This is a genomic window from Pseudomonas sp. ADAK21, from assembly GCF_012935735.1.
Lineage (GTDB): Bacteria > Pseudomonadota > Gammaproteobacteria > Pseudomonadales > Pseudomonadaceae > Aquipseudomonas > Aquipseudomonas proteolytica.
On record NZ_CP052857.1, the window covers coordinates 1,401,699 to 1,421,389 of the forward strand.

General features: G+C 59.7%; 17 protein-coding genes. 14 read left to right on the forward strand and 3 right to left on the reverse strand.

The window, feature by feature from the left end; genetic code table 11:
* Positions 1–61 precede the first annotated feature (61 nt).
* The 11 genes from HKK57_RS06450 (at position 62) to HKK57_RS06500 (ending at position 14,173) form a co-directional block, all read left to right on the forward strand.
* Positions 62–2,839, forward strand: a complete 2,778-nt coding sequence (locus HKK57_RS06450; protein ID WP_169389945.1) for an LPS-assembly protein LptD — start codon at positions 62–64, stop codon at positions 2,837–2,839.
* On the forward strand, positions 2,820–4,154 hold the full coding sequence (locus HKK57_RS06455; protein ID WP_169851218.1) for a peptidylprolyl isomerase: 1,335 nt from the start codon (positions 2,820–2,822) through the stop codon (positions 4,152–4,154). Before HKK57_RS06450 ends, HKK57_RS06455 begins: the two co-directional genes overlap by 20 nt.
* Entirely contained in the window at positions 4,151–5,140 is a 990-nt protein-coding gene (pdxA, locus tag HKK57_RS06460) for a 4-hydroxythreonine-4-phosphate dehydrogenase PdxA (protein ID WP_169389946.1), read from the forward strand. The genes HKK57_RS06455 and pdxA overlap by 4 nt, the downstream gene beginning before the upstream one ends.
* A complete protein-coding gene (gene rsmA / locus HKK57_RS06465) occupies positions 5,137–5,949 on the forward strand; it encodes a 16S rRNA (adenine(1518)-N(6)/adenine(1519)-N(6))-dimethyltransferase RsmA (protein ID WP_029296812.1) in 813 nt (270 codons plus the stop codon). The genes pdxA and rsmA overlap by 4 nt, the downstream gene beginning before the upstream one ends.
* Positions 5,950–6,136: 187 nt before the next feature.
* Positions 6,137–6,517: a Co2+/Mg2+ efflux protein ApaG gene (apaG, locus tag HKK57_RS06470; protein ID WP_029296814.1), complete on the forward strand. Its 381-nt coding sequence runs from the start codon at positions 6,137–6,139 to the stop codon at positions 6,515–6,517.
* A complete protein-coding gene (locus HKK57_RS06475; RefSeq protein WP_169389947.1) occupies positions 6,517–7,368 on the forward strand; it encodes a symmetrical bis(5'-nucleosyl)-tetraphosphatase in 852 nt (283 codons plus the stop codon). The genes apaG and HKK57_RS06475 overlap by 1 nt, the downstream gene beginning before the upstream one ends.
* A 32-nt stretch (positions 7,369–7,400) precedes the next feature.
* Entirely contained in the window at positions 7,401–7,730 is a 330-nt protein-coding gene (glpE, locus tag HKK57_RS06480) for a thiosulfate sulfurtransferase GlpE (RefSeq protein ID WP_029296818.1), read from the forward strand.
* 283 nt (positions 7,731–8,013) lie between these two features.
* On the forward strand, positions 8,014–9,936 hold the full coding sequence (locus HKK57_RS06485) for a PrkA family serine protein kinase (protein WP_017739508.1): 1,923 nt from the start codon (positions 8,014–8,016) through the stop codon (positions 9,934–9,936).
* A gap of 113 nt (positions 9,937–10,049) precedes the next feature.
* Entirely contained in the window at positions 10,050–11,321 is a 1,272-nt protein-coding gene (locus HKK57_RS06490) for a YeaH/YhbH family protein (RefSeq protein ID WP_029296821.1), read from the forward strand.
* Positions 11,318–12,880, forward strand: a complete 1,563-nt coding sequence (locus HKK57_RS06495; RefSeq protein ID WP_029296823.1) for a SpoVR family protein — start codon at positions 11,318–11,320, stop codon at positions 12,878–12,880. Before HKK57_RS06490 ends, HKK57_RS06495 begins: the two co-directional genes overlap by 4 nt.
* 63 nt (positions 12,881–12,943) lie before the next feature.
* Entirely contained in the window at positions 12,944–14,173 is a 1,230-nt protein-coding gene (locus tag HKK57_RS06500) for a multifunctional CCA addition/repair protein (protein ID WP_169389948.1), read from the forward strand.
* 73 nt (positions 14,174–14,246) lie between these two features.
* Here HKK57_RS06500 and folK read toward each other — a convergent pair whose 3' ends face one another.
* Both folK and folB read right to left on the reverse strand, forming a co-directional pair.
* Positions 14,247–14,759, reverse strand: a complete 513-nt coding sequence (gene folK / locus HKK57_RS06505; RefSeq protein ID WP_070994512.1) for a 2-amino-4-hydroxy-6-hydroxymethyldihydropteridine diphosphokinase — start codon at positions 14,757–14,759, stop codon at positions 14,247–14,249.
* Positions 14,750–15,103, reverse strand: coding sequence for a dihydroneopterin aldolase (gene folB, locus HKK57_RS06510; protein ID WP_092230882.1), 354 nt, complete (start codon positions 15,101–15,103; stop codon positions 14,750–14,752). Before folB ends, folK begins: the two co-directional genes overlap by 10 nt.
* Before the next feature lie 74 nt (positions 15,104–15,177).
* Here folB and plsY point away from each other — a divergent pair, with 74 nt between their 5' ends.
* Complete coding sequence (plsY, locus tag HKK57_RS06515; protein ID WP_029296831.1) at positions 15,178–15,747, forward strand: glycerol-3-phosphate 1-O-acyltransferase PlsY; 570 nt, start codon at positions 15,178–15,180, stop codon at positions 15,745–15,747.
* A 34-nt stretch (positions 15,748–15,781) separates the two neighbouring features.
* Here plsY and tsaD read toward each other — a convergent pair whose 3' ends face one another.
* Positions 15,782–16,807 carry a tRNA (adenosine(37)-N6)-threonylcarbamoyltransferase complex transferase subunit TsaD gene (tsaD, locus tag HKK57_RS06520; RefSeq protein ID WP_029296833.1) on the reverse strand — a complete coding sequence of 342 codons (1,026 nt, stop codon included), beginning with the start codon at positions 16,805–16,807 and terminating at the stop codon, positions 15,782–15,784.
* Positions 16,808–17,010: 203 nt separating this feature from the next.
* Here tsaD and rpsU point away from each other — a divergent pair, with 203 nt between their 5' ends.
* Together rpsU and dnaG are read left to right on the forward strand one after the other, a co-directional pair.
* Complete coding sequence (rpsU, locus tag HKK57_RS06525) at positions 17,011–17,226, forward strand: 30S ribosomal protein S21 (protein WP_002551877.1); 216 nt, start codon at positions 17,011–17,013, stop codon at positions 17,224–17,226.
* Positions 17,227–17,680: 454 nt separating this feature from the next.
* Positions 17,681–19,651 carry a DNA primase gene (gene dnaG / locus HKK57_RS06530; RefSeq protein WP_029296866.1) on the forward strand — a complete coding sequence of 657 codons (1,971 nt, stop codon included), beginning with the start codon at positions 17,681–17,683 and terminating at the stop codon, positions 19,649–19,651.
* Positions 19,652–19,691: the final 40 nt, after the last annotated feature.

Genomic DNA, 19,691 nt, shown 5'->3' on the forward strand with positions numbered 1-19,691 from the left:
ATCGAGAGGCGTGCGGCCCACACCGCGGGCAGATGGCACGCAGGAAGCCCGGACTAATAAGATGGCATTGAAATCCCCCGCGTTTCGTAGAAAATTTCCGTTGCTGGTAACCGGCAGTCTGCTGGCCATGCAACCTTTCGCCACCTCATTCGTGGTCGCCGCGGAACAGTATGACTGCTCAGTCTCTGCTTCGGGTGCCTGGGATTGCGCGCCGAAAGCCAGCGCAGCCCCTTTGCCACCGCGTCCGGTGCATGACGGCAGTGCCGTCAGCTCGGCCAACGGCACGCCGCAAGGCGAAGCTGCTGGTACCGAAGCCGTGCCGCAGACCACGCTGGTCACCGAATCCAAGGGCCGTGGCCTGCGCTCGCGCAGCGCCGACTACAGCCACCTGGACTGGGTCCCTCGCGAGAAACTCACCGCAGCGCAACTGGCCGAAACCGGTCCTTATTGCGCCGGTGCGTACATCGAGCCGATCCGTCCTGGCATGAACGACAAGACGGACAAGAGCGACGCGCCGACCTTCATCGGTGCCAAAGCCTCTCGTTACGAGCAGGAAACCCAAGTCGCAACCCTGGCCGGTGACGTAGTCATGCGCCAGGGCAGCATGCAGGTCGAGGCCCAAGAGGCCAGCCTGTACCAGGCCGAGAACCGTGGCGAGCTGAACGGTAACGTGCGTATGCGCGATAACGGCGCGCTGATCGTCGGCGACCACGCCCAGGTCCAGCTGGACACCGGTGCGGCCCAGATCGACAACGCCGAATACGTGATGCACAAATCGCGCATCCGCGGTAACGCGCTGTACGCCAAGCGTGCCGAAAACGCGATCATCCGCCTCAAGGATGGTACGTACACCACCTGCGAGCCAGACAGCAATGCCTGGCAACTGCGTGGCAACAACATCACGTTGAACCCGGCGACCGGCTTCGGTACGGCGACCAATGCGACGTTGCGGGTCAAGAACATCCCGATCCTGTACACCCCGTACATCTACTTCCCGATTGACGATCGTCGTCAATCCGGCTTCCTGCCGCCGAGCTTCAGCTCGGGTGGGGAAAGTGGCTTTACTCTGGTGACGCCTTACTACTTCAACCTGGCGCCGAACTACGATGCCACGTTGTACCCGCGTTATATGACCAAGCGTGGCTTGTTGATGGAAGGCGAATTCCGCTACCTCACCAAGTCCAGCGAAGGCCAGGTCGGCGGTGCGTACCTGAACGACGACAACGACGAACGCAGCAAGCAGACAGATTTCGAGAAAACCCGCTGGATGCTCAACTGGCAGCACAAGGGCGGCCTGGATTCGCGCGTCATGACTGAAGTCGACTACACCGACATCAGCGACCCGTATTACTTCCAGGATCTGCAGACTGACCAGATTGGTGTTGAACGGCGTGATGCGCTCAATCAGCAAGGTGCCGTCAACTATCGTGGTGATAACTACAATGCGCGCCTGAATCTGCAAGCGTACAAGTTGGCGACGATTTCCCAGATTACGCCGTATAACCGCCTGCCGCAGATCACCTTCAATGGTTCACTGCCCTACCATCCGGGCGGCCTGAACTTTGCCTATGATACTGAAGCGGTGAGGTTTGACCGGGATCTTGAGACTGGGAACTTTATCGACAAGGATGGCGTGACTACCACACCACGCCTTGACACAAACGTCAGAGGTCTTACCCGAGCAAATGGCACGCGCTTGAATGTGGCACCAAGCGTCTCGCTACCGATGACGGCGAGTTACGGCTACATTACGCCGAAGCTAAAGTATGCCTACACAAAATACGATCTCGACTTGGACAACCGGGGCAAGACCACACTCGCTGCGGGCGATGAGTTCAAAAGCTCTCAGGATCGCTCGATCCCCATTGCTAGCGTAGACAGTGGCCTCTACTTCGACCGCGCCACCCAGTGGTTCGGCAAGAATTACAACCAGACCCTGGAGCCGCGCCTGTTCTATCTCTATGTTCCTGAGAAAGACCAGTCCGATATCCCGGTATTCGACACCAGCGAAACCTCGTTCAGCTATAGCTCGCTGTTCCGTGAAAATCGCTTCTCGGGCACTGACCGTATTGGTGACGAGAATAAACTGTCCCTGGGCGTAACCAGCCGCTGGATCGAAGAGAACGGATTTGAGCGTCAACGCGTTTCCGTTGGTCAGGCACTGTACTTCAAGGACCGCGAAGTCCAACTGCCTGGTATCGTAGCCGCCGATCGTGAAGACTCGCTATCTGATGTGTCGCCGCTCGCTCTGGACTACGAGTTCCGCTTCAACCGTGATTGGCGTGCCACTGCCGACTACAACTGGGACACTGAAAACCACAGTGCCCGCTCCGGCAGCGCAATGTTTCACTACCAACCGGAAGACAACCCTAACAAGGTTATCAACGTCGGTTATCGCTATCGCAACGACCAAGTTGTCTACAACCAGTTGACCGGTAAGTGGCAGTTTGGCGGCGACTACAGCGTCCCGTCGGACACCGCGAACTACGTGAAGGATTACTACAAAATCCAGCAACACGACTTCTCGATGATGTGGCCGATCATTCCGCAGTGGAACCTGATCACCCGCTGGCAGTATGACTATGCACGCAACCGTACCCTGGAAGCCTTCGGTGGTTTCGAGTACGACAACTGCTGCTGGAAACTGCGTGTGATCAACCGTTATTGGGTTTCCAACGACGAATACACCCAGATCGCCCCGCTTAACGAAAAAGGCGACCACGGGCTCTTCCTCCAAATCGTCCTCAAGGGACTCGGCGGCCTGACTGGCGCCAAGGTAGAGAGCTTCCTCGACAAAGGCATCCAAGGTTATCGTGAACGTGAAGATCAAGCTTTCTGATTGTCTGCGCCCGCTGATGCTGGGCGCGTTGTTCCTGGGTACTGCAGCGGCGCACGCTGCAGTGCAACCGTTGGACAAAGTAGTGGCCATCGTCGATAACGACGTGATCATGCAGAGCCAACTCGACCAACGGGTCAAGGAAGTTCAGCAAACCATCGCCAAGCGTGGCGGTGGCGTGCCGCCGACCAGCGTCCTGGACCAACAGGTGCTGGAACGCCTGATCGTCGAAAACCTGCAACTGCAGATTGGCGACCGCTCCGGCATCCGCATCACCGACGAAGAGCTGAACCAGGCCGTCGGCACCATCGCTCAACGCAACAACATGAGCATTGATCAGTTCCGCGCGGCCCTGGCTCGTGATGGCCTCTCCTATGAGGACGCCCGTGACCAGATCCGCCGCGAAATGATCATCAGCCGTGTGCGCCAGCGCCGTGTGGCCGAGCGCGTGCAGGTCTCTGAGCAGGAAGTGAAGAACTTCCTGGCCTCGGACCTGGGCAAGATGCAGCTCTCCGAAGAACTGCACCTGGCCAATATCCTGATCCCGACGCCAGACAGCGCCAACGCCGAGCAACTCAATGCTGCAGCGGCCAAGACCCAGGCGATCTACGACCGCCTCAAGGCCGGTGCTGACTTTGCCCAGATGGCCATTGCCCAGTCCGGCAGCGACAACGCCCTCGAAGGCGGTGATATGGGCTGGCGTAAAGCTGCTCAATTGCCACCACCGTTTGACCGTGAGCTGAGCGCCATGGAAGTGGGTGGCATCACCCAACCTGCGCGTACGCCGGGTGGTTTCATCATTCTGAAATTGCTGGAGCGTCGCGGCGGTGAGGCTTCGTTGAAAGACGAAGTGCATGTCCGCCACATCCTGGTCAAGCCGAGCGAGATTCGCACCGAGGCTCAAACCAAGGAACTGGCGCAAAAGATCTATGAGCGCATCGAAGGCGGTGAAGACTTCGCCACCTTGGCCAAAAGCTTCTCGGAAGACCCGGGTTCTGCCCTCAACGGCGGCGACCTTAACTGGATCGACCCACGCGCCCTGGTGCCCGAGTTCCAGCAAGTCATGAACGATACGCCGCAAGGCGTGCTGTCCAAGCCGTTCAAGACCCAATATGGCTGGCACGTCCTGGAAGTCCTTGGCCGCCGCGCCACCGACAACACCACCCAGGCCCGTGAGCAACAAGCGCTGACTGTACTGCGTAACCGCAAGTACGACGAAGAGCTGCAAACCTGGTTGCGTCAGATCCGTGACGAAGCCTACGTGGAAAACAAGCTTCCTGGCGCCGACACAACAGGCACCGACCAGGCAGCCCAGTGAAACCCCAGCGTTTCGCGTTGACACCCGGCGAGCCGGCCGGCATAGGTCCAGACCTGTGCCTGCTGCTCGCCTCGCAAGCTCAGCCCCACCCCCTGATTGCCATTACCAGCCGCGACCTGCTCCTTGAGCGGGCCGCGCAGTTGGGCGTGGCTGTCAACCTGCTGGACGCCGCACCGGGCAACTGGCCCAACCTGCCGGCACCCGCGGGCAGCCTGTATGTGTGGGATACCCCGCTGCAAGCCAAGGTGGTCGCCGGGCATCTGGACAAGGCCAATGCGGCCTTTGTGCTGGAGACCCTGACCCGTGCCGGGCAAGGCTGCATCGACGGCGACTTCGCCGGGATGATCACGGCGCCGGTACATAAAGGCGTGATCAACGAAGCCGGTATCGCCTTTTCCGGTCACACGGAGTTTCTTGCCGAGCTGACCCGCACCGAACAAGTGGTGATGATGCTGGCAACCCGCGGCCTGCGCGTGGCACTGGTGACCACTCACCTGCCCTTGCGCCAGATTGCCGATGCCATCACCCCAGAACGCCTGGAGCGCGTAACGCGCATCCTGCACGCTGACTTGCAACATAAGTTCGGCATCGCCCAGCCACGGATCCTGGTGTGCGGCCTCAACCCCCACGCGGGTGAAGGCGGCCACCTGGGCCACGAAGAAATCGACATCATCGAACCAACCCTGGAGCGTCTGCGCCAAGAAGGCATGGACCTGCGCGGCCCACTGCCTGCGGACACTCTGTTTACCCCCAAATATCTGGAGCACTGCGACGCAGTGCTGGCGATGTACCATGACCAGGGGCTGCCCGTGCTGAAATACAAAGGTTTCGGCGCCGCAGTCAACGTGACACTGGGCCTGCCGATCATTCGCACCTCCGTCGACCATGGCACCGCCCTGGACCTGGCGGGCAGCGGCAAGATCGATACCGGCAGCCTGCACGTGGCCCTGGAAACCGCCTATCAGATGGCCGAGACCCGTATATGACCGAGCATTACCAACACCGGGCGCGCAAGCGCTTCGGGCAAAACTTCCTGCACGATGCTGGCGTTATCGACCGTATCCTGCGCTCCATCCATGCCAAGCCCGAAGACCGCCTGCTGGAAATCGGCCCGGGCCAGGGCGCACTCACCCAGGGCCTGCTCAATAGTGGCGGCCAGCTGGATGTGATTGAGCTGGACAAGGACCTGGTTCCGATCCTCAACCAGCAGTTTGCGGGCAAGTCCAACTTCAACCTGCACCAAGGCGACGCGTTGAAGTTCGACTTCAACAGCCTCAATGCCGCCCCCCACAGCCTGCGAGTGGTCGGCAACCTGCCATACAACATCTCCACGCCGCTGATCTTCCACCTGCTGAACAACGCCGGGATCATCCGCGACATGCATTTCATGTTGCAGAAAGAAGTGGTCGAACGTCTTGCGGCCGGTCCTGGCGGCGGTGATTGGGGTCGTCTGTCGATCATGGTTCAGTACCACTGCCGGGTCGAACACCTGTTCAATGTGGGGCCGGGCGCGTTCAATCCACCGCCAAAAGTTGATTCGGCGATTGTGCGCCTGGTACCACACGCCGTGCTGCCGCATCCGGCCAAGGATCATCGCCTGCTGGAGCGAGTGGTGCGTGAAGCGTTCAACCAGCGGCGCAAGACCTTGCGCAATACGCTCAAGGCGCTGCTGAGCAACGCCGAGATCGAAGCGGCCGGTGTCGACGGCAGCCTGCGCCCGGAGCAGTTGGACCTGGCCGCGTTCGTACGCTTGGCCGACCAGCTAGCGATTCAGCCGGCACCCACTGCCGACTGACACAGCTCCATCGCCGGCAAGCCGGCTCCTACAGACACACACCGCGCCATCTGTAGGAGCTGGCTTGCCAGCGATAGCGATCTCAGGATTATCCACGGCCAGACAGCATGTCTGGCCTAGTGCCCACCTCATGGCCTAGACTGATCCGCATCTGCTGTCCTCCGCTTTTGCTCTTAAGGCCTCTTGCATGTCCGATCCTCGCTATCAGATCGACGTCAGCGTCGTCACCCGCTTCCTGGCGGAACAATCGCAACCCGAACAGAACCGCTACGCCTTTGCCTACACCGTCACGGTGAAGAACAACGGCCAAGTGCCCGCCAAGCTGCTGTCGCGTCATTGGGTGATCACCGACGGTGACGGCCATGTCGAAGAAGTGCGCGGTGCCGGCGTCATCGGCCAACAGCCACTGATCGACAGCGGCGCCAGCCACACCTACAGCAGCGGCACCGTGATGACCTCCAAGGTCGGCACGATGCAGGGCAGCTACCAGATGCTGGCCGAAGACGGCGAACATTTCGACGCCATCATTGCCCCCTTCCGCCTGGCGGTGCCGGGAGCCCTGCACTGATGGCAGCCTATGCTGTCGGCGACCTGCAAGGTTGCCTGGAGCCGCTTAAATGCCTGCTTGAACGCGTAGCCTTCGACCCGGCCGAAGATCGGCTGTGGCTGGTGGGCGACTTGGTCAACCGTGGGCCGCAATCCCTGGAGACCCTGCGCTACCTGTATCGCCTGCGCGATTCCCTGGTCTGCGTGCTGGGCAACCACGACCTGCACTTACTGGCGGCCGGCAATAACATCGAGCGTCTGAAAAAGGGCGACACCCTGCGGGAAATCCTCGAGGCCCCGGATCGCGCCGAGCTGCTCGACTGGCTGCGCCGGCAAAAGCTCGTCCATTACGATGAAAGCCGTAATACCGCCCTGGTGCATGCTGGCATCCCGCCGCAGTGGACCCTGAAAAAAGCCCTCAAATGTGCCGCCGAAGTCGAAACCGTCCTGGCCGATGACACCCTGTTCGCCACCTATCTGGACGGCATGTACGGCAATGAGCCAGTGAAGTGGGATAACAACCTGACCGGCATCACCCGCCTGCGGGTCATTACCAACTACTTCACGCGCATGCGCTTCTGCACCGCCGAAGGCAAACTCGACCTCAAGAGCAAGGAAGGCGCCGAAACCGCCCTGCCCGGCTACAAACCCTGGTTCGCCCACAAGGAGCGCAAGACCCGCGACACGAAGATCATCTTCGGTCACTGGGCCGCCCTTGAAGGCCATTGCGACGAGCCCGGCGTCTTCGCCCTCGACACCGGTTGTGTGTGGGGCGGGGCCATGACCTTGATGAACATCGACACCGGCGAGCGTCTGAGCTGCCAGTGTGAATCTCCCCTTCCCGTAACACAGCCGGCTGCCGCCAAGCGCTAGACGCCGCTTGCCGCCCGCCCAAGGAGCCCGCCATGACCGAATTCAAACGTATCCCCCCCGAACAAGCCCAGGCCCTGCGCGAGCAAGGCGCCGTGGTGGTGGATATCCGTGACCAGCCTACTTACGCCGCCGCCCACATCAGCGGGGCCAAGCATTTGGACAACGTCAATATCGCCGACTTCATCCGCGCAGCCGACCTCGACGCGCCTCTGATAGTGGCCTGCTATCACGGTAACTCCAGCCAGAGCGCTGCCGCCTATCTGGTCAGCCAGGGCTTCTCCGACGTCTACAGCCTGGACGGTGGCTTTGAGCTATGGCGTACGACCTATCCTGCAGAAATTGCCACAGGCGATTCGCAATAATTTTTTTCAAACCCCGCTACCCCGCGTGACGCTTGGGCTCGCGCCGATTCTGACGAACGGTGCGCCCAAACTAATTCGGCATCTCGCCTTGACCTCCCGGATTCCCAACTATCATTAAGCGCAGGCCATCCAAAACAGGGGAGAGCCGGTACACCGGCGTGCGGGTCATCGGTAGCGTTTCAGGGTGTTCTGGGGGGAAATGGCCACGGCAAGCGCCACTGGCTGCCAGCATCGACTGATTGATCCGGCGTCGGCTCCACGTATCGAGCGAGGTGACGACGTCATGAGTATTTTTAGCCACTTCCAACAACGCTTCGAGTCCACACAGCAGGAAGAGCTCACGCTGCAAGAGTATCTTGAGCTGTGCAAAAAGGACCGCAGCACCTACGCGTCTGCCGCCGAACGCCTGCTACTGGCGATTGGCGAGCCGGAGCTGGTAGACACCTCCAACAATTCGCGACTGTCGCGAATATTCTCCAACAAGGTGATCCGCCGCTACCCGGCCTTTGAAGACTTCCATGGCATGGAAGAATGCATCGACCAGATCGTCTCCTACTTCCGCCATGCCGCCCAAGGCCTGGAAGAGAAGAAACAGATCCTCTACCTGCTCGGCCCGGTGGGCGGCGGTAAATCTTCCCTGGCCGAAAAACTCAAGCAACTGATCGAAAAGGTGCCTTTCTACGCGATCAAGGGCTCCCCGGTGTTCGAGTCGCCCCTGGGCCTGTTCAACGCCACGGAAGATGGCGCGATCCTCGAGGAAGACTTCGGCATCCCGCGCCGCTATCTCAATACCATCATGTCGCCCTGGGCCACCAAGCGCCTGGCCGAGTTTGGCGGCGATATCAGCCAGTTCCGGGTGGTCAAACTCTATCCGTCGATCCTCAACCAGATCGGCGTGGCCAAGACCGAACCAGGGGATGAAAACAACCAGGACATTTCGGCGCTGGTGGGCAAGGTCGATATCCGCAAGCTGGAAGAATTCCCGCAGAACGACGCCGATGCCTACAGCTACTCAGGCGCACTGTGCCGGGCGAACCAGGGCCTGATGGAGTTCGTGGAGATGTTCAAGGCGCCGATCAAGGTGCTGCACCCACTGCTCACCGCTACCCAGGAAGGCAACTACAACAGTACCGAAGGCCTGGGGGCGATTCCGTTCACCGGTATCCTGCTGGCCCACTCCAACGAATCGGAATGGCACACCTTCCGCAACAACAAGAACAACGAAGCCTTCATCGACCGGATCTATATCGTCAAGGTGCCGTACTGCCTGCGGGTCAGCGATGAAATCAAAATCTACGACAAGCTGCTGTTCAACAGCTCCCTGGCCAAGGCCCATTGCGCGCCAGACACCCTGAAGATGCTCGCCCAGTTCACCGTGCTGTCGCGCCTCAAGGAGCCGGAAAACTCGAATATCTACTCGAAAATGCGCGTCTACGACGGGGAAAACCTCAAGGACACCGACCCCAAGGCCAAGTCGATCCAGGAATACCGCGATACGGCGGGCGTGGATGAAGGCATGAACGGCCTGTCGACCCGCTTCGCGTTCAAGATCCTGTCCAAGGTCTTCAACTTCGACCCCCATGAGATCGCTGCCAACCCGGTACACCTGCTCTATGTACTGGAGCAGCAGATCGAACAGGAGCAATTCCAGGCCGAAACCCGCGAGCGCTACCTGCGCTTCCTCAAGGAGTACCTGGCGCCGCGTTATATCGAGTTCATCGGCAAGGAAATCCAGACTGCTTACCTGGAGTCCTACAGCGAATACGGGCAGAACATCTTCGATCGGTATGTGCTTTACGCAGATTTCTGGATCCAGGACCAGGAATACCGCGACCCGGAAACCGGCGAGATCCTCAACCGCGTAGCCCTCAACGAGGAACTGGAGAAGATCGAAAAACCGGCCGGCATCAGCAATCCGAAGGATTTCCGCAACGAAATCGTCAACTTCGTACTGCGCGCCCGGGCCAACAACAACGGCAAGAACCCTACCTGGCTCAGCTACGAGAAGCTGCGGGTGGTCATCGAGAAGAAAATGTTCTCCAACACCGAGGACCTGCTGCCAGTCATCAGCTTCAACGCCAAGGCCAGCAAGGAGGACCAGCAAAAACACAACGACTTCGTCACACGAATGGTCGAGCGTGGCTACACCGACAAACAGGTACGGCTGCTTTCCGAGTGGTACCTGCGGGTTCGCAAATCGCAGTAAGGCAGCGACAGGCGCGCGCTGCCGGGCCCCAGGCCTGGCAGCTGACCGCTTGTCTCTAAGCTTCCAGCTCGCGGCTTGAAGCTTGTAACGTGAAGCTGCCCGGAGGGCTCCCTATGAGCTATGTGATCGACCGACGCCTCAATGGCAAGAACAAGAGCACGGTAAACCGCCAGCGTTTCCTGCGGCGCTACCGTGACCACATCAAAAAGGCCGTCGAAGAGGCGGTGAGTCGTCGTTCCATCACCGATATGGAACACGGCGAGCAGATCAGCATCCCCGGCCGGGATATCGACGAACCGGTGCTGCATCACGGCCGTGGCGGCAAACAGACTGTGGTTCACCCGGGAAACAAGGAATTCACCACCGGCGAGCATATCCAGCGCCCTCAAGGCGGTGGCGGTGGTAAAGGTCCAGGCAAGGCTGGCAATTCCGGCGAAGGCATGGACGAGTTCGTGTTCCAGATTACCCAGGAAGAATTCCTCGAGTTCATGTTCGAAGACCTGGAGCTGCCCAACCTGGTCAAGCGCAACCTGACCGGCACCGACACGTTCAAGACCGTACGCGCGGGCATCAGCAACGAGGGTAATCCTTCACGCATCAATATCATCCGCACCCTGCGCTCGGCCCATGCTCGGCGTATTGCCCTGTCCGGCAGCAGCCGCGCCAAACTCAAGGAGGCCAAGGAAGAGTTGGCGCGCTTGAAGCGCGAAGAACCGGACAACTTCGGCGATATCCAGGAAATCGAGGCAGAAATCGAGAAACTCAGCGCGCGCATTCACCGCGTGCCATTCCTCGATACCTTCGACTTGAAGTACAACCTGTTGGTCAAGCAACCCAACCCCAGTTCCAAGGCAGTAATGTTCTGCCTGATGGACGTTTCCGGCTCGATGACCCAGGCGACCAAGGACATCGCCAAGCGCTTTTTTATCTTGTTGTACCTGTTTCTCAAGCGTAACTACGACAAGATCGACGTGGTGTTTATCCGCCATCACACCAGTGCCCGTGAGGTCGACGAAGAAGAGTTTTTCTATTCACGGGAGACCGGCGGCACCATCGTGTCCAGCGCGCTGAAATTGATGCAGGAAATCATGGCCGAGCGCTACCCGGCCAACGAGTGGAACATCTACGCCGCCCAGGCTTCCGACGGCGACAACTGGAACGACGACTCGCCCATCTGCCGCGACATCCTGGTTAACCAGATCATGCCGTTCGTGCAGTACTACACTTATGTGGAGATTACCCCCCGCGAGCACCAGGCCCTGTGGTTCGAATACGAGCGCATCGGTGAAGCCTTCGCCGATACCTTCGCCCAGCAACAACTGGTCTCGGCCGGCGATATCTATCCGGTCTTCCGTGAACTCTTCCAGCGCAGGTTAGTGACATGACCGCCAAAGAGCATAAGCGCCAACCCATTTCCACAGGGTCCGAATGGACCTTCGAACTGATCCAGGCCTATGACCGGGAAATCAGCCGTATTGCGGCCGGATATGCCCTGGATACCTACCCCAACCAGATCGAAGTGATCACCGCCGAGCAGATGATGGACGCGTATGCCTCGGTGGGCATGCCCCTGGGCTATCACCACTGGTCCTACGGCAAGCACTTCCTCAGCACAGAGAAATCCTACACCCGTGGCCAGATGGGCCTGGCCTACGAGATCGTGATCAACTCCGACCCGTGCATCGCCTACCTGATGGAAGAAAACACCATCTGCATGCAGGCATTGGTAGTTGCCCACGCTTGCTACGGTCACAACAGCTTTTTCAAGGGCAACTATCTGTTCCGTACTTGGACCGACGCCAGTTCGATCATCGACTACCTGGTGTTCGCCAAGCAGTACATCATGCAGTGCGAGGAACGCCACGGGATCGACGCCGTGGAGGATCTACTGGACTCCTGCCATGCCCTGATGAACTACGGTGTGGACCGCTACAAACGCCCCTACCCTATCTCCGCCGAAGAAGAACGGCTTCGCCAGAAGGATCGTGAAGAGCATTTGCAGAAACAGATCAACGATCTGTGGCGCACCATCCCCAAACGCGCCGACAAGAACAGCGACAAGGACAATGCGCGCTTCCCCGTCGAACCCCAGGAAAACATCCTGTATTTTCTGGAAAAACACGCGCCACTGCTGGAGCCATGGCAACGTGAGATCGTGCGGATCGTGCGCAAGATCGCGCAGTACTTCTATCCACAGCGCCAGACCCAGGTGATGAACGAGGGCTGGGCCACGTTCTGGCACTACACGCTGATGAACGACCTCTACGACGAAGGACTGGTGACCGACGGCTTCATGATGGAGTTCCTCACCTCCCACACCAGCGTGGTCTTCCAACCGGGCTTCGACAGCCCCTACTACAGCGGCATCAACCCCTATGCCCTGGGCTTCGCCATGTACCGGGATATCCGACGCATGTGCGAACACCCTACCGAAGAGGACCGCCGCTGGTTCCCGGAGATCGCCGGCAGTGACTGGCTATCAACCATCAAGTTCGCCATGAGCAGCTTCAAGGACGAGAGCTTTATCCTGCAGTACCTGTCGCCCCAAGTGATTCGCGACCTCAAGCTGTTCAGCATCATGGATGACGACCTCAAGGACGACCTGCTGGTACCAGCGATCCACGACGAGGCCGGTTACCGCACGATCCGCGAAACCCTGGCGGCCCAATACAACCTGGGCAACCGCGAACCCAACGTGCAGATCTACAGCATCGACATGCGTGGTGATCGCTCCCTGACCCTGCGTCACCAGCAGCATGATCGCAAACCCCTGGGTGAATCCACCGATGAAGTGCTCAAGCACCTGCACCGGCTGTGGGGGTTCGACATCCATCTGGAGACGCTGCAAGGCGACCAGGTCATGAAGACCCACCATGTTCCGCCGCGCAACGACCACAACGACAACGACTACGGCCGCCTGGACCTGGCCGTGGTTCACCTTTGACGCAGCAATGCCTCCATTAGCCTGGCACAGGCGTTATCCTGTAGGGCTAATGGAGGCTTTTTAATGCAAATCTACAAAGTCGGCGGAGCAGTGCGTGATCGCTTGCTGGGCATTGCCGTTACCGATATAGATCGGGTCGTTGTTGGCGCCACCACCGAACAAATGCTCGCCAAGGGCTATCGGCCCGTAGGCTCTGACTTTCCGGTGTTCCTTGATCCGAAGAACAACGAGGAGTACGCCCTCGCCCGTACAGAGCGCAAAAGTGGCCGGGGTTATGGCGGCTTTGTGTTTCATGCCAGCCCCGAAGTCACGCTCGAACAAGACTTGATCCGCCGCGACCTGACCATCAATGCCATGGCCGAAGACGACGACGGCAACCTGACCGACCCGTATAACGGCCAGCGCGACCTGCAAGCGCGGGTATTGCGCCACGTCTCCCCGGCGTTCGCCGAAGACCCGCTGCGCGTGCTGCGCGTCGCACGGTTTGCCGCCCGTTATGCCGGCCTCGGTTTTACTATCGCCCCCGAAACCCTGAAATTGATGCGCCAACTCAGTGACTCCGGTGAACTGGAAGCCCTGACGCCAGAGCGCAGCTGGAAGGAAATCTCCCGAGCCCTGATGGAAGATCAGCCACAGGTGTTTATCCAGGTGCTGCGCGACTGCCACGCCTTGAAAACCCTGCTGCCAGAAGTGGATGCGCTGTTCGGTGTGCCCCAGCCCGAGGCCCACCACCCCGAGATCGATACCGGCATCCATACCCTGAGCGTGCTGGAGCAAACCGCCCTGCACGCCCAACCCCTGACTGTGCGCTGGGCCTGCCTGCTGCACGACTTGGGCAAAGGCCTGACACCTGTGGATAAGTTACCCAGGCATATCGCTCACGAGCAGAGAGGCCTGAAGCTGATCAAAGCGGTCAATGAGCGCTTCAAAGTGCCAAAGGACTGCCAGGAATTGGCACTGCTGGTCGGCGAGTATCACACCCATGGGCATCGGGCACTGGAGCTCAAGGCCTCGACCCTGCTGGAGTTGCTGCAGAGTTTTGACGTGTTCCGCCGGCCACAGCGCTTTGAGGAGTTTATCGTCGCCTGCGAAATGGACGCGCGGGGCCGCAAGGGCCTTGAGCAGAGAAGTTATCCACAGGCGGATTATCTACGGGGTGCTGCGCAGGTGTCGCGAGGTGTTGCAGTGGCGCCACTGCTGGAGAAAGGCTTCAAGGGCCCGCAACTGGGCGAGGCACTCAAGCGTGAACGGCTCAACGCCCTGAAAGCCTACAAAGAACAGCATTCAGTGTAGGAGCGGGCTTGCCCGCGATGGCGTCAGCAGCATCCCCGCAAACCAGAGGGCGCCGTAGCCGGCAGGCCGCCCCCTACAGGCCCTGGGTGAGCTGCTGGTCGCGCCACTTGAAGGCAACAGGGGCCAGCACCTGATCGATCTGCGCGTCGCGCCACAACGCGGCGAACGTTTTGCCCACCTCCGGATGCACGCGCTCTGGCGCCATCAACGACAGCGGCCACAACACAAAGGCATTCTTCAGGATTTCTGCCCGCGGCAACACCAATCCATCGAAGTTACCGCTCAGGTCGCCATACAGCAGCACATCGATATCCAAAGGCAGACCCTTGCGATCCGGCGCATAGCGACCATTGTCGGCCTCGATGAACTTCAAGCGGCGATCCAGTTCCATCAAGGGCAAATCGGTATATGCCGACACCACCAGGTTGAAAAACGGCCCGCTCTTGATTCCCACTGGCTGGCTTTCGAACACCGCCGAACAGCGCAAGTCCGTCAAAAAGCCCGCCAACGCGTCGAGGCCCGCACACAGATGGGACTCGCGCTCGATATTGCTGCCAAGACCAAGGTAAACCTGAGTTAGCGACATCCGCGCTCGATCTCCACGCCCACGCCCTTGGCGGCCGGGACGGCACCGGGCTTGGTCAACTTGAGGTGCAGCCAGGGAATCTGGAATTCTTCCATCAGGACTTGCGCCAGGCGCTCGGCAAACGTTTCCACCAGTTGGAATTGCGCCTGCGCGGCGAAGGCCTGGATACGTGCGGAAACACTGGCGTAATCGAGCGCCAGGGTCAGGTCATCACCGGCCGCGGCGGGGCGATTGTCCCAGGCGAAACTCAGGTCCAGGCGCAGGCACTGACGGATACCTCGCTCCCAGTCGTAGGCCCCGATCACGGTGTCGACTTCCAGGCCTTCGATAAACACTCTGTCCAAGCACTCTTCTCCACAGCACGACAAGGGCGCAATGCCCCGTTAGAATCAAGGCGTCCTCGCCCGGAATAGTTAGCATGTCTTGGTTGCTGGCGACCCTCGCCTACCTGCTCGGCTCGCTGTCCTTTGCCATCTTGCTCAGCCGCCTGACGGGAAATCCCGACCCGCGAATGAGTGGCTCAGGCAACGCCGGCGCCACCAATATGTTGCGCCTGGCCGGCAAAAAACTCGCCGTGCTGACCTTGTTCGGCGACGTCTGCAAAGGCCTGCTGCCGGTACTGATAGCCGATCTGGCTGGCCTCTCCCTGCAACAACAGGCCTGGATTGGCGTATGCGCCGTGCTCGGCCATCTGTTCCCACTGTACTTTCGCTTTCGCGGCGGCAAGGGCGTCGCGACGGCGGCCGGCATGCTGCTGGGAATCTACCCGCCAGCGGCGTTGCTGGCCATTGCCGCCTGGTTGCTGACGTTCTACCTGACCCGCACCAGCTCCCTCGCAGCGTTGATCGCCACCCCCCTGACCCTGCCACTACTGGCCTGGCAGGAGCCGGCAGCGCTGCTGCCGATGAGCGTGCTCACCCTGCTGATCGTCTGGCGCCATCGCGGCAATTTACGCGACCTGTTTGCCGGGCGCGAACGGCATTTTTAAATATGCCCGGTGAGCCCGGCTCATGTTCGTCTGCTCACAAGGGCGGCAACTGCTCCATCGGCCAGCGCGCCTGCACGCTGATGGCCAGGCTCTCGTGCTGGCCTGCCTGCAAGCGCTGGCACCCGGCAAAAGCAATCATCGCGCCGTTATCGGTACAGAACTCGGGGCGCGCGTAAAACACATTGCCCTTCATGTCGCCGAGCATTTTCTCCAGGGACAGACGCAAGGCCTTGTTGGCGCTGACGCCGCCCGCAATCACCAGGCGCTTCATCCCGGCCTGCTTCAAGGCGCGCTTGCACTTGATGGTCAAAGTCTCCACCACCGCCTGCTGGAACGCCAGAGAGATGTCGCAACGGGCTTGCTCACTGTCGTCCCCGGCGCTGACGCTTTGCTGCCAAGTGTTCAAGGCCGAGGTTTTCAAGCCACTGAAGCTGAACATCAAGCCTGGGCGATCACACATGGGGCGGGGGAAGGTATAGCGCCCAGCCACACCTTTTTGCGCCAGGCGCGCAATTTCCGGACCACCGGGGTAATTGAGGCCCATCATCTTGGCGGTCTTGTCGAACGCTTCACCGGCGGCATCGTCCAGGGTTTCCCCCAGAAGCGTGTACTGACCGATTGCATCGACCTGAACCAGCTGCGTATGGCCGCCCGAAACCAACAAAGCGACGAACGGGAACTCGGGCGGGTTTTCTTCCAGCATGGGCGCCAGTAAATGGCCTTCCATGTGGTGCACGCCAAGGGCTGGAATACCCCAGGCAAATGCCAGCGCCTGGGCGCAGGAAGCCCCAACCAGCAGGGCCCCGACCAATCCTGGGCCAGCGGTGTAGGCAATGGCATCGATCTCGGTCGCGACACAATCGGCCTCGTCCAACACCTGGCGGATCAATGGCAACATGCGTTTGACGTGATCACGGCTGGCCAGCTCCGGCACCACGCCACCATAGGCGCGATGCAGGTCTATCTGACTGAACAGTGCATCGGCCAAAAGCCCGCGTTCACTGTCGTAAAGCGCGACGCCGGTCTCGTCGCAGGAGGTTTCTAAGCCCAGTACTAACATGGGTTTGCGCCTTGTAGAGGCTGAATTCGAAGGCGCGCATAATAGTCGCCATGCCCCCTCCCGACTAGCGGTTTTCGATCAGAGGCTTTGCATTCCGGGCAATGAGGGGTTAACATCCGCAACCCTTAAAAACCGACGACCTCAGCCGCGAATTTTTTGCGACGAGAACGTTGATTCCCGGTAATGAAAGAAGGTAGCTCTGGATGCCAGCCGTCAAAGTAAAAGAGAACGAACCCTTCGACGTAGCTCTGCGTCGTTTCAAGCGCTCCTGCGAAAAAGCCGGTGTTCTGGCTGAAGTTCGTAGCCGCGAATTTTATGAGAAGCCAACTTCTGAGCGTAAGCGTAAAGCAGCAGCCGCTGTTAAGCGTCACGCCAAGAAAGTTCAGCGCGAACAGCGCCGCGCCGTTCGTCTGTACTAATACACAGACGTTCGTAGCAAGCTTCTGCCAAGCCCGGCCCTCAGCCGGGCTGTTGGCATTTGCGGATATCGCTTGATGCTTCACCGTCGACGCCGCACATGCGACCGAGACAAAGCTTCACTGTTTCAAACGTCAGGACTGGCTCTTTTGCCAGCGGTGCACGTCTCTTCTGACGAGCCTAACAAGGCTACTGACGAGCACACTTATTTTCCAAACAGGCGATCAATAGGTCGGCTGTGCCCCACGATGAGCTTCCGAGGCCGCCATTGGCCGTGACCGGACTCCAGGGCAACACTTTCAGATACGTCGAAGACTGATTGGAACTAACGTCAGTGAACGCTCGACAGATAGACTTCCTGACAGCCCAAACAGACAATCGATGATCAAGCCGCCGACATGCGCGACTTGAGTGCGTCACGGGCCCTCATTTACACGCAGTGATGACGAGAACGCCATGGCCGGGCTAATTCCCCAGAGCTTTATTGACGACCTTCTGAACCGCACCGACATCGTCGATGTTGTCAGCTCGCGCGTGCAAATGAAAAAGGCCGGCAAGAACTACACCGCCTGCTGCCCGTTCCACAAAGAAAAGACTCCATCGTTCAGCGTCAGCCCCGACAAGCAGTTCTACTACTGTTTCGGTTGCGGCGCGGGCGGCAATGCCCTCGGCTTTATCATGGACCATGACAACCTGGACTTCCCCCAGGCCGTCGAGGAACTGGCAAAAGCCGCCGGCATGGAAATCCCCCGCGAAGAAAGTGGCCGGCCGCACAAACCACGCCAGCCCACCGATTCGCCGCTGTATCCGCTGCTCACCGCCGCCGCCGAGTTCTACCGCCAGGCCCTTAAAAGCCACCCACAGCGCAAAGCCGCCGTGGATTACCTCAAGGGCCGCGGCCTGACCGGGGAAATCGCCCGCGACTTCGGCCTGGGCTTCGCCCCGCCGGGTTGGGACAACCTGTACAAGCACCTGAGCAGCGATACCCTGCAGCAAAAAGCCATGATCGACGCTGGCTTGCTGGTGGAAAATGCCGAGACCGGCAAGCGCTATGACCGCTTCCGCGACCGAGTGATGTTCCCGATCCGCGACAGCCGTGGCCGCATCATCGCCTTCGGCGGCCGGGTATTGGGCGACGACAAGCCCAAATACCTGAACTCCCCGGAAACCCCGGTGTTTCACAAGGGCCAGGAACTCTACGGCCTGTTCGAAGCGCGCAAGAACAACCGCAACCTCGATGAAATCATCGTGGTTGAAGGCTATATGGACGTTATCGCCCTGGCCCAGCAGGGCTTGCGCAATGCCGTGGCTACCCTCGGCACCGCCACCAGCGAAGAACACATGAAACGCCTGTTTCGCGTGGTGCCCAGCGTGCTGTTCTGCTTCGACGGTGACCAGGCCGGCCGCAATGCCGCCTGGCGCGCCCTCGAAGCGACCCTGTCGAGCCTGCAGGACGGGCGCCGCGCGCGCTTTCTGTTCCTGCCCGAAGGTGAAGACCCGGACACCCTGGTGCGCTCCGAAGGTACCGATGCGTTTCGCGCGCGCATTCATCAGCACGCGCAGCCGCTGGCCGATTATTTCTTCCAGCAATTGACCGAAGAAGCCGACCCGCGCTCCCTCGAAGGCAAGGCCCACATGGCCACCCTCGCGGCACCGCTGATCGACAAGGTTCCCGGCGCCAACCTCAAGGCCCTGATGCGCCAGCGCTTGCTGGAAATCACCGGGCTGAGCGGCGAGGCGGTGAGCCAGCTGGTGCACAGCGCACCCCAGGATGCGCCACCGGCCTACGACCCGGGCTTCGACTACGACGCCATGCCGGACTATGGGGATTTTCACCAGCCTCAAGAAGCCTTTGTGCCGCAACAGGACTGGACACCGAAAAAACCCGGCGCCGGCGGCAAGAAATGGGACAAGAAGCCCTGGAACAAAAACGGCAAGCGCGGCGACCGCGACGAACCGTACGCCCCGCGCACGCCGGTGGCCGTAGAAGCGCCGACGCTGATTGCCCTGCGCACCCTTATCCACCACCCGCAACTGGCGGGCCGAGTGGAAAGCGCCGAACATTTTGCCAACGAAAGCAACACCTACGCCCAGGTGCTGATTGCCCTGATCGAAGCCGTGCAGAAAAATCCTAAGCTAAACTCAATCCAGCTGATGGCCCGCTGGCATGGCACGGAGCAAGGACGCTTGTTGAAAGCACTCGCAGAAAAGGAGTGGTTAATTGACGGCGATAACCTTGAACAACAGTTTTTAGACACCATTACTAGGTTATCCGCGGGTCAGCACACGCAGACCCTCGATGAACTTATCAAGAAAGCAAGGCAGCCAGGATTGTCGGCTGAAGAGCAAATTCAGATAGCAAAGCAGATGCGCGACCTCTTAAAACAGAATGTTTCCGCATCAAACCCGACCTCAGCTGGCGTGTGAGGTCATAGCTCGGGTATAATCCTCGGCTTGTTTTTTGCCC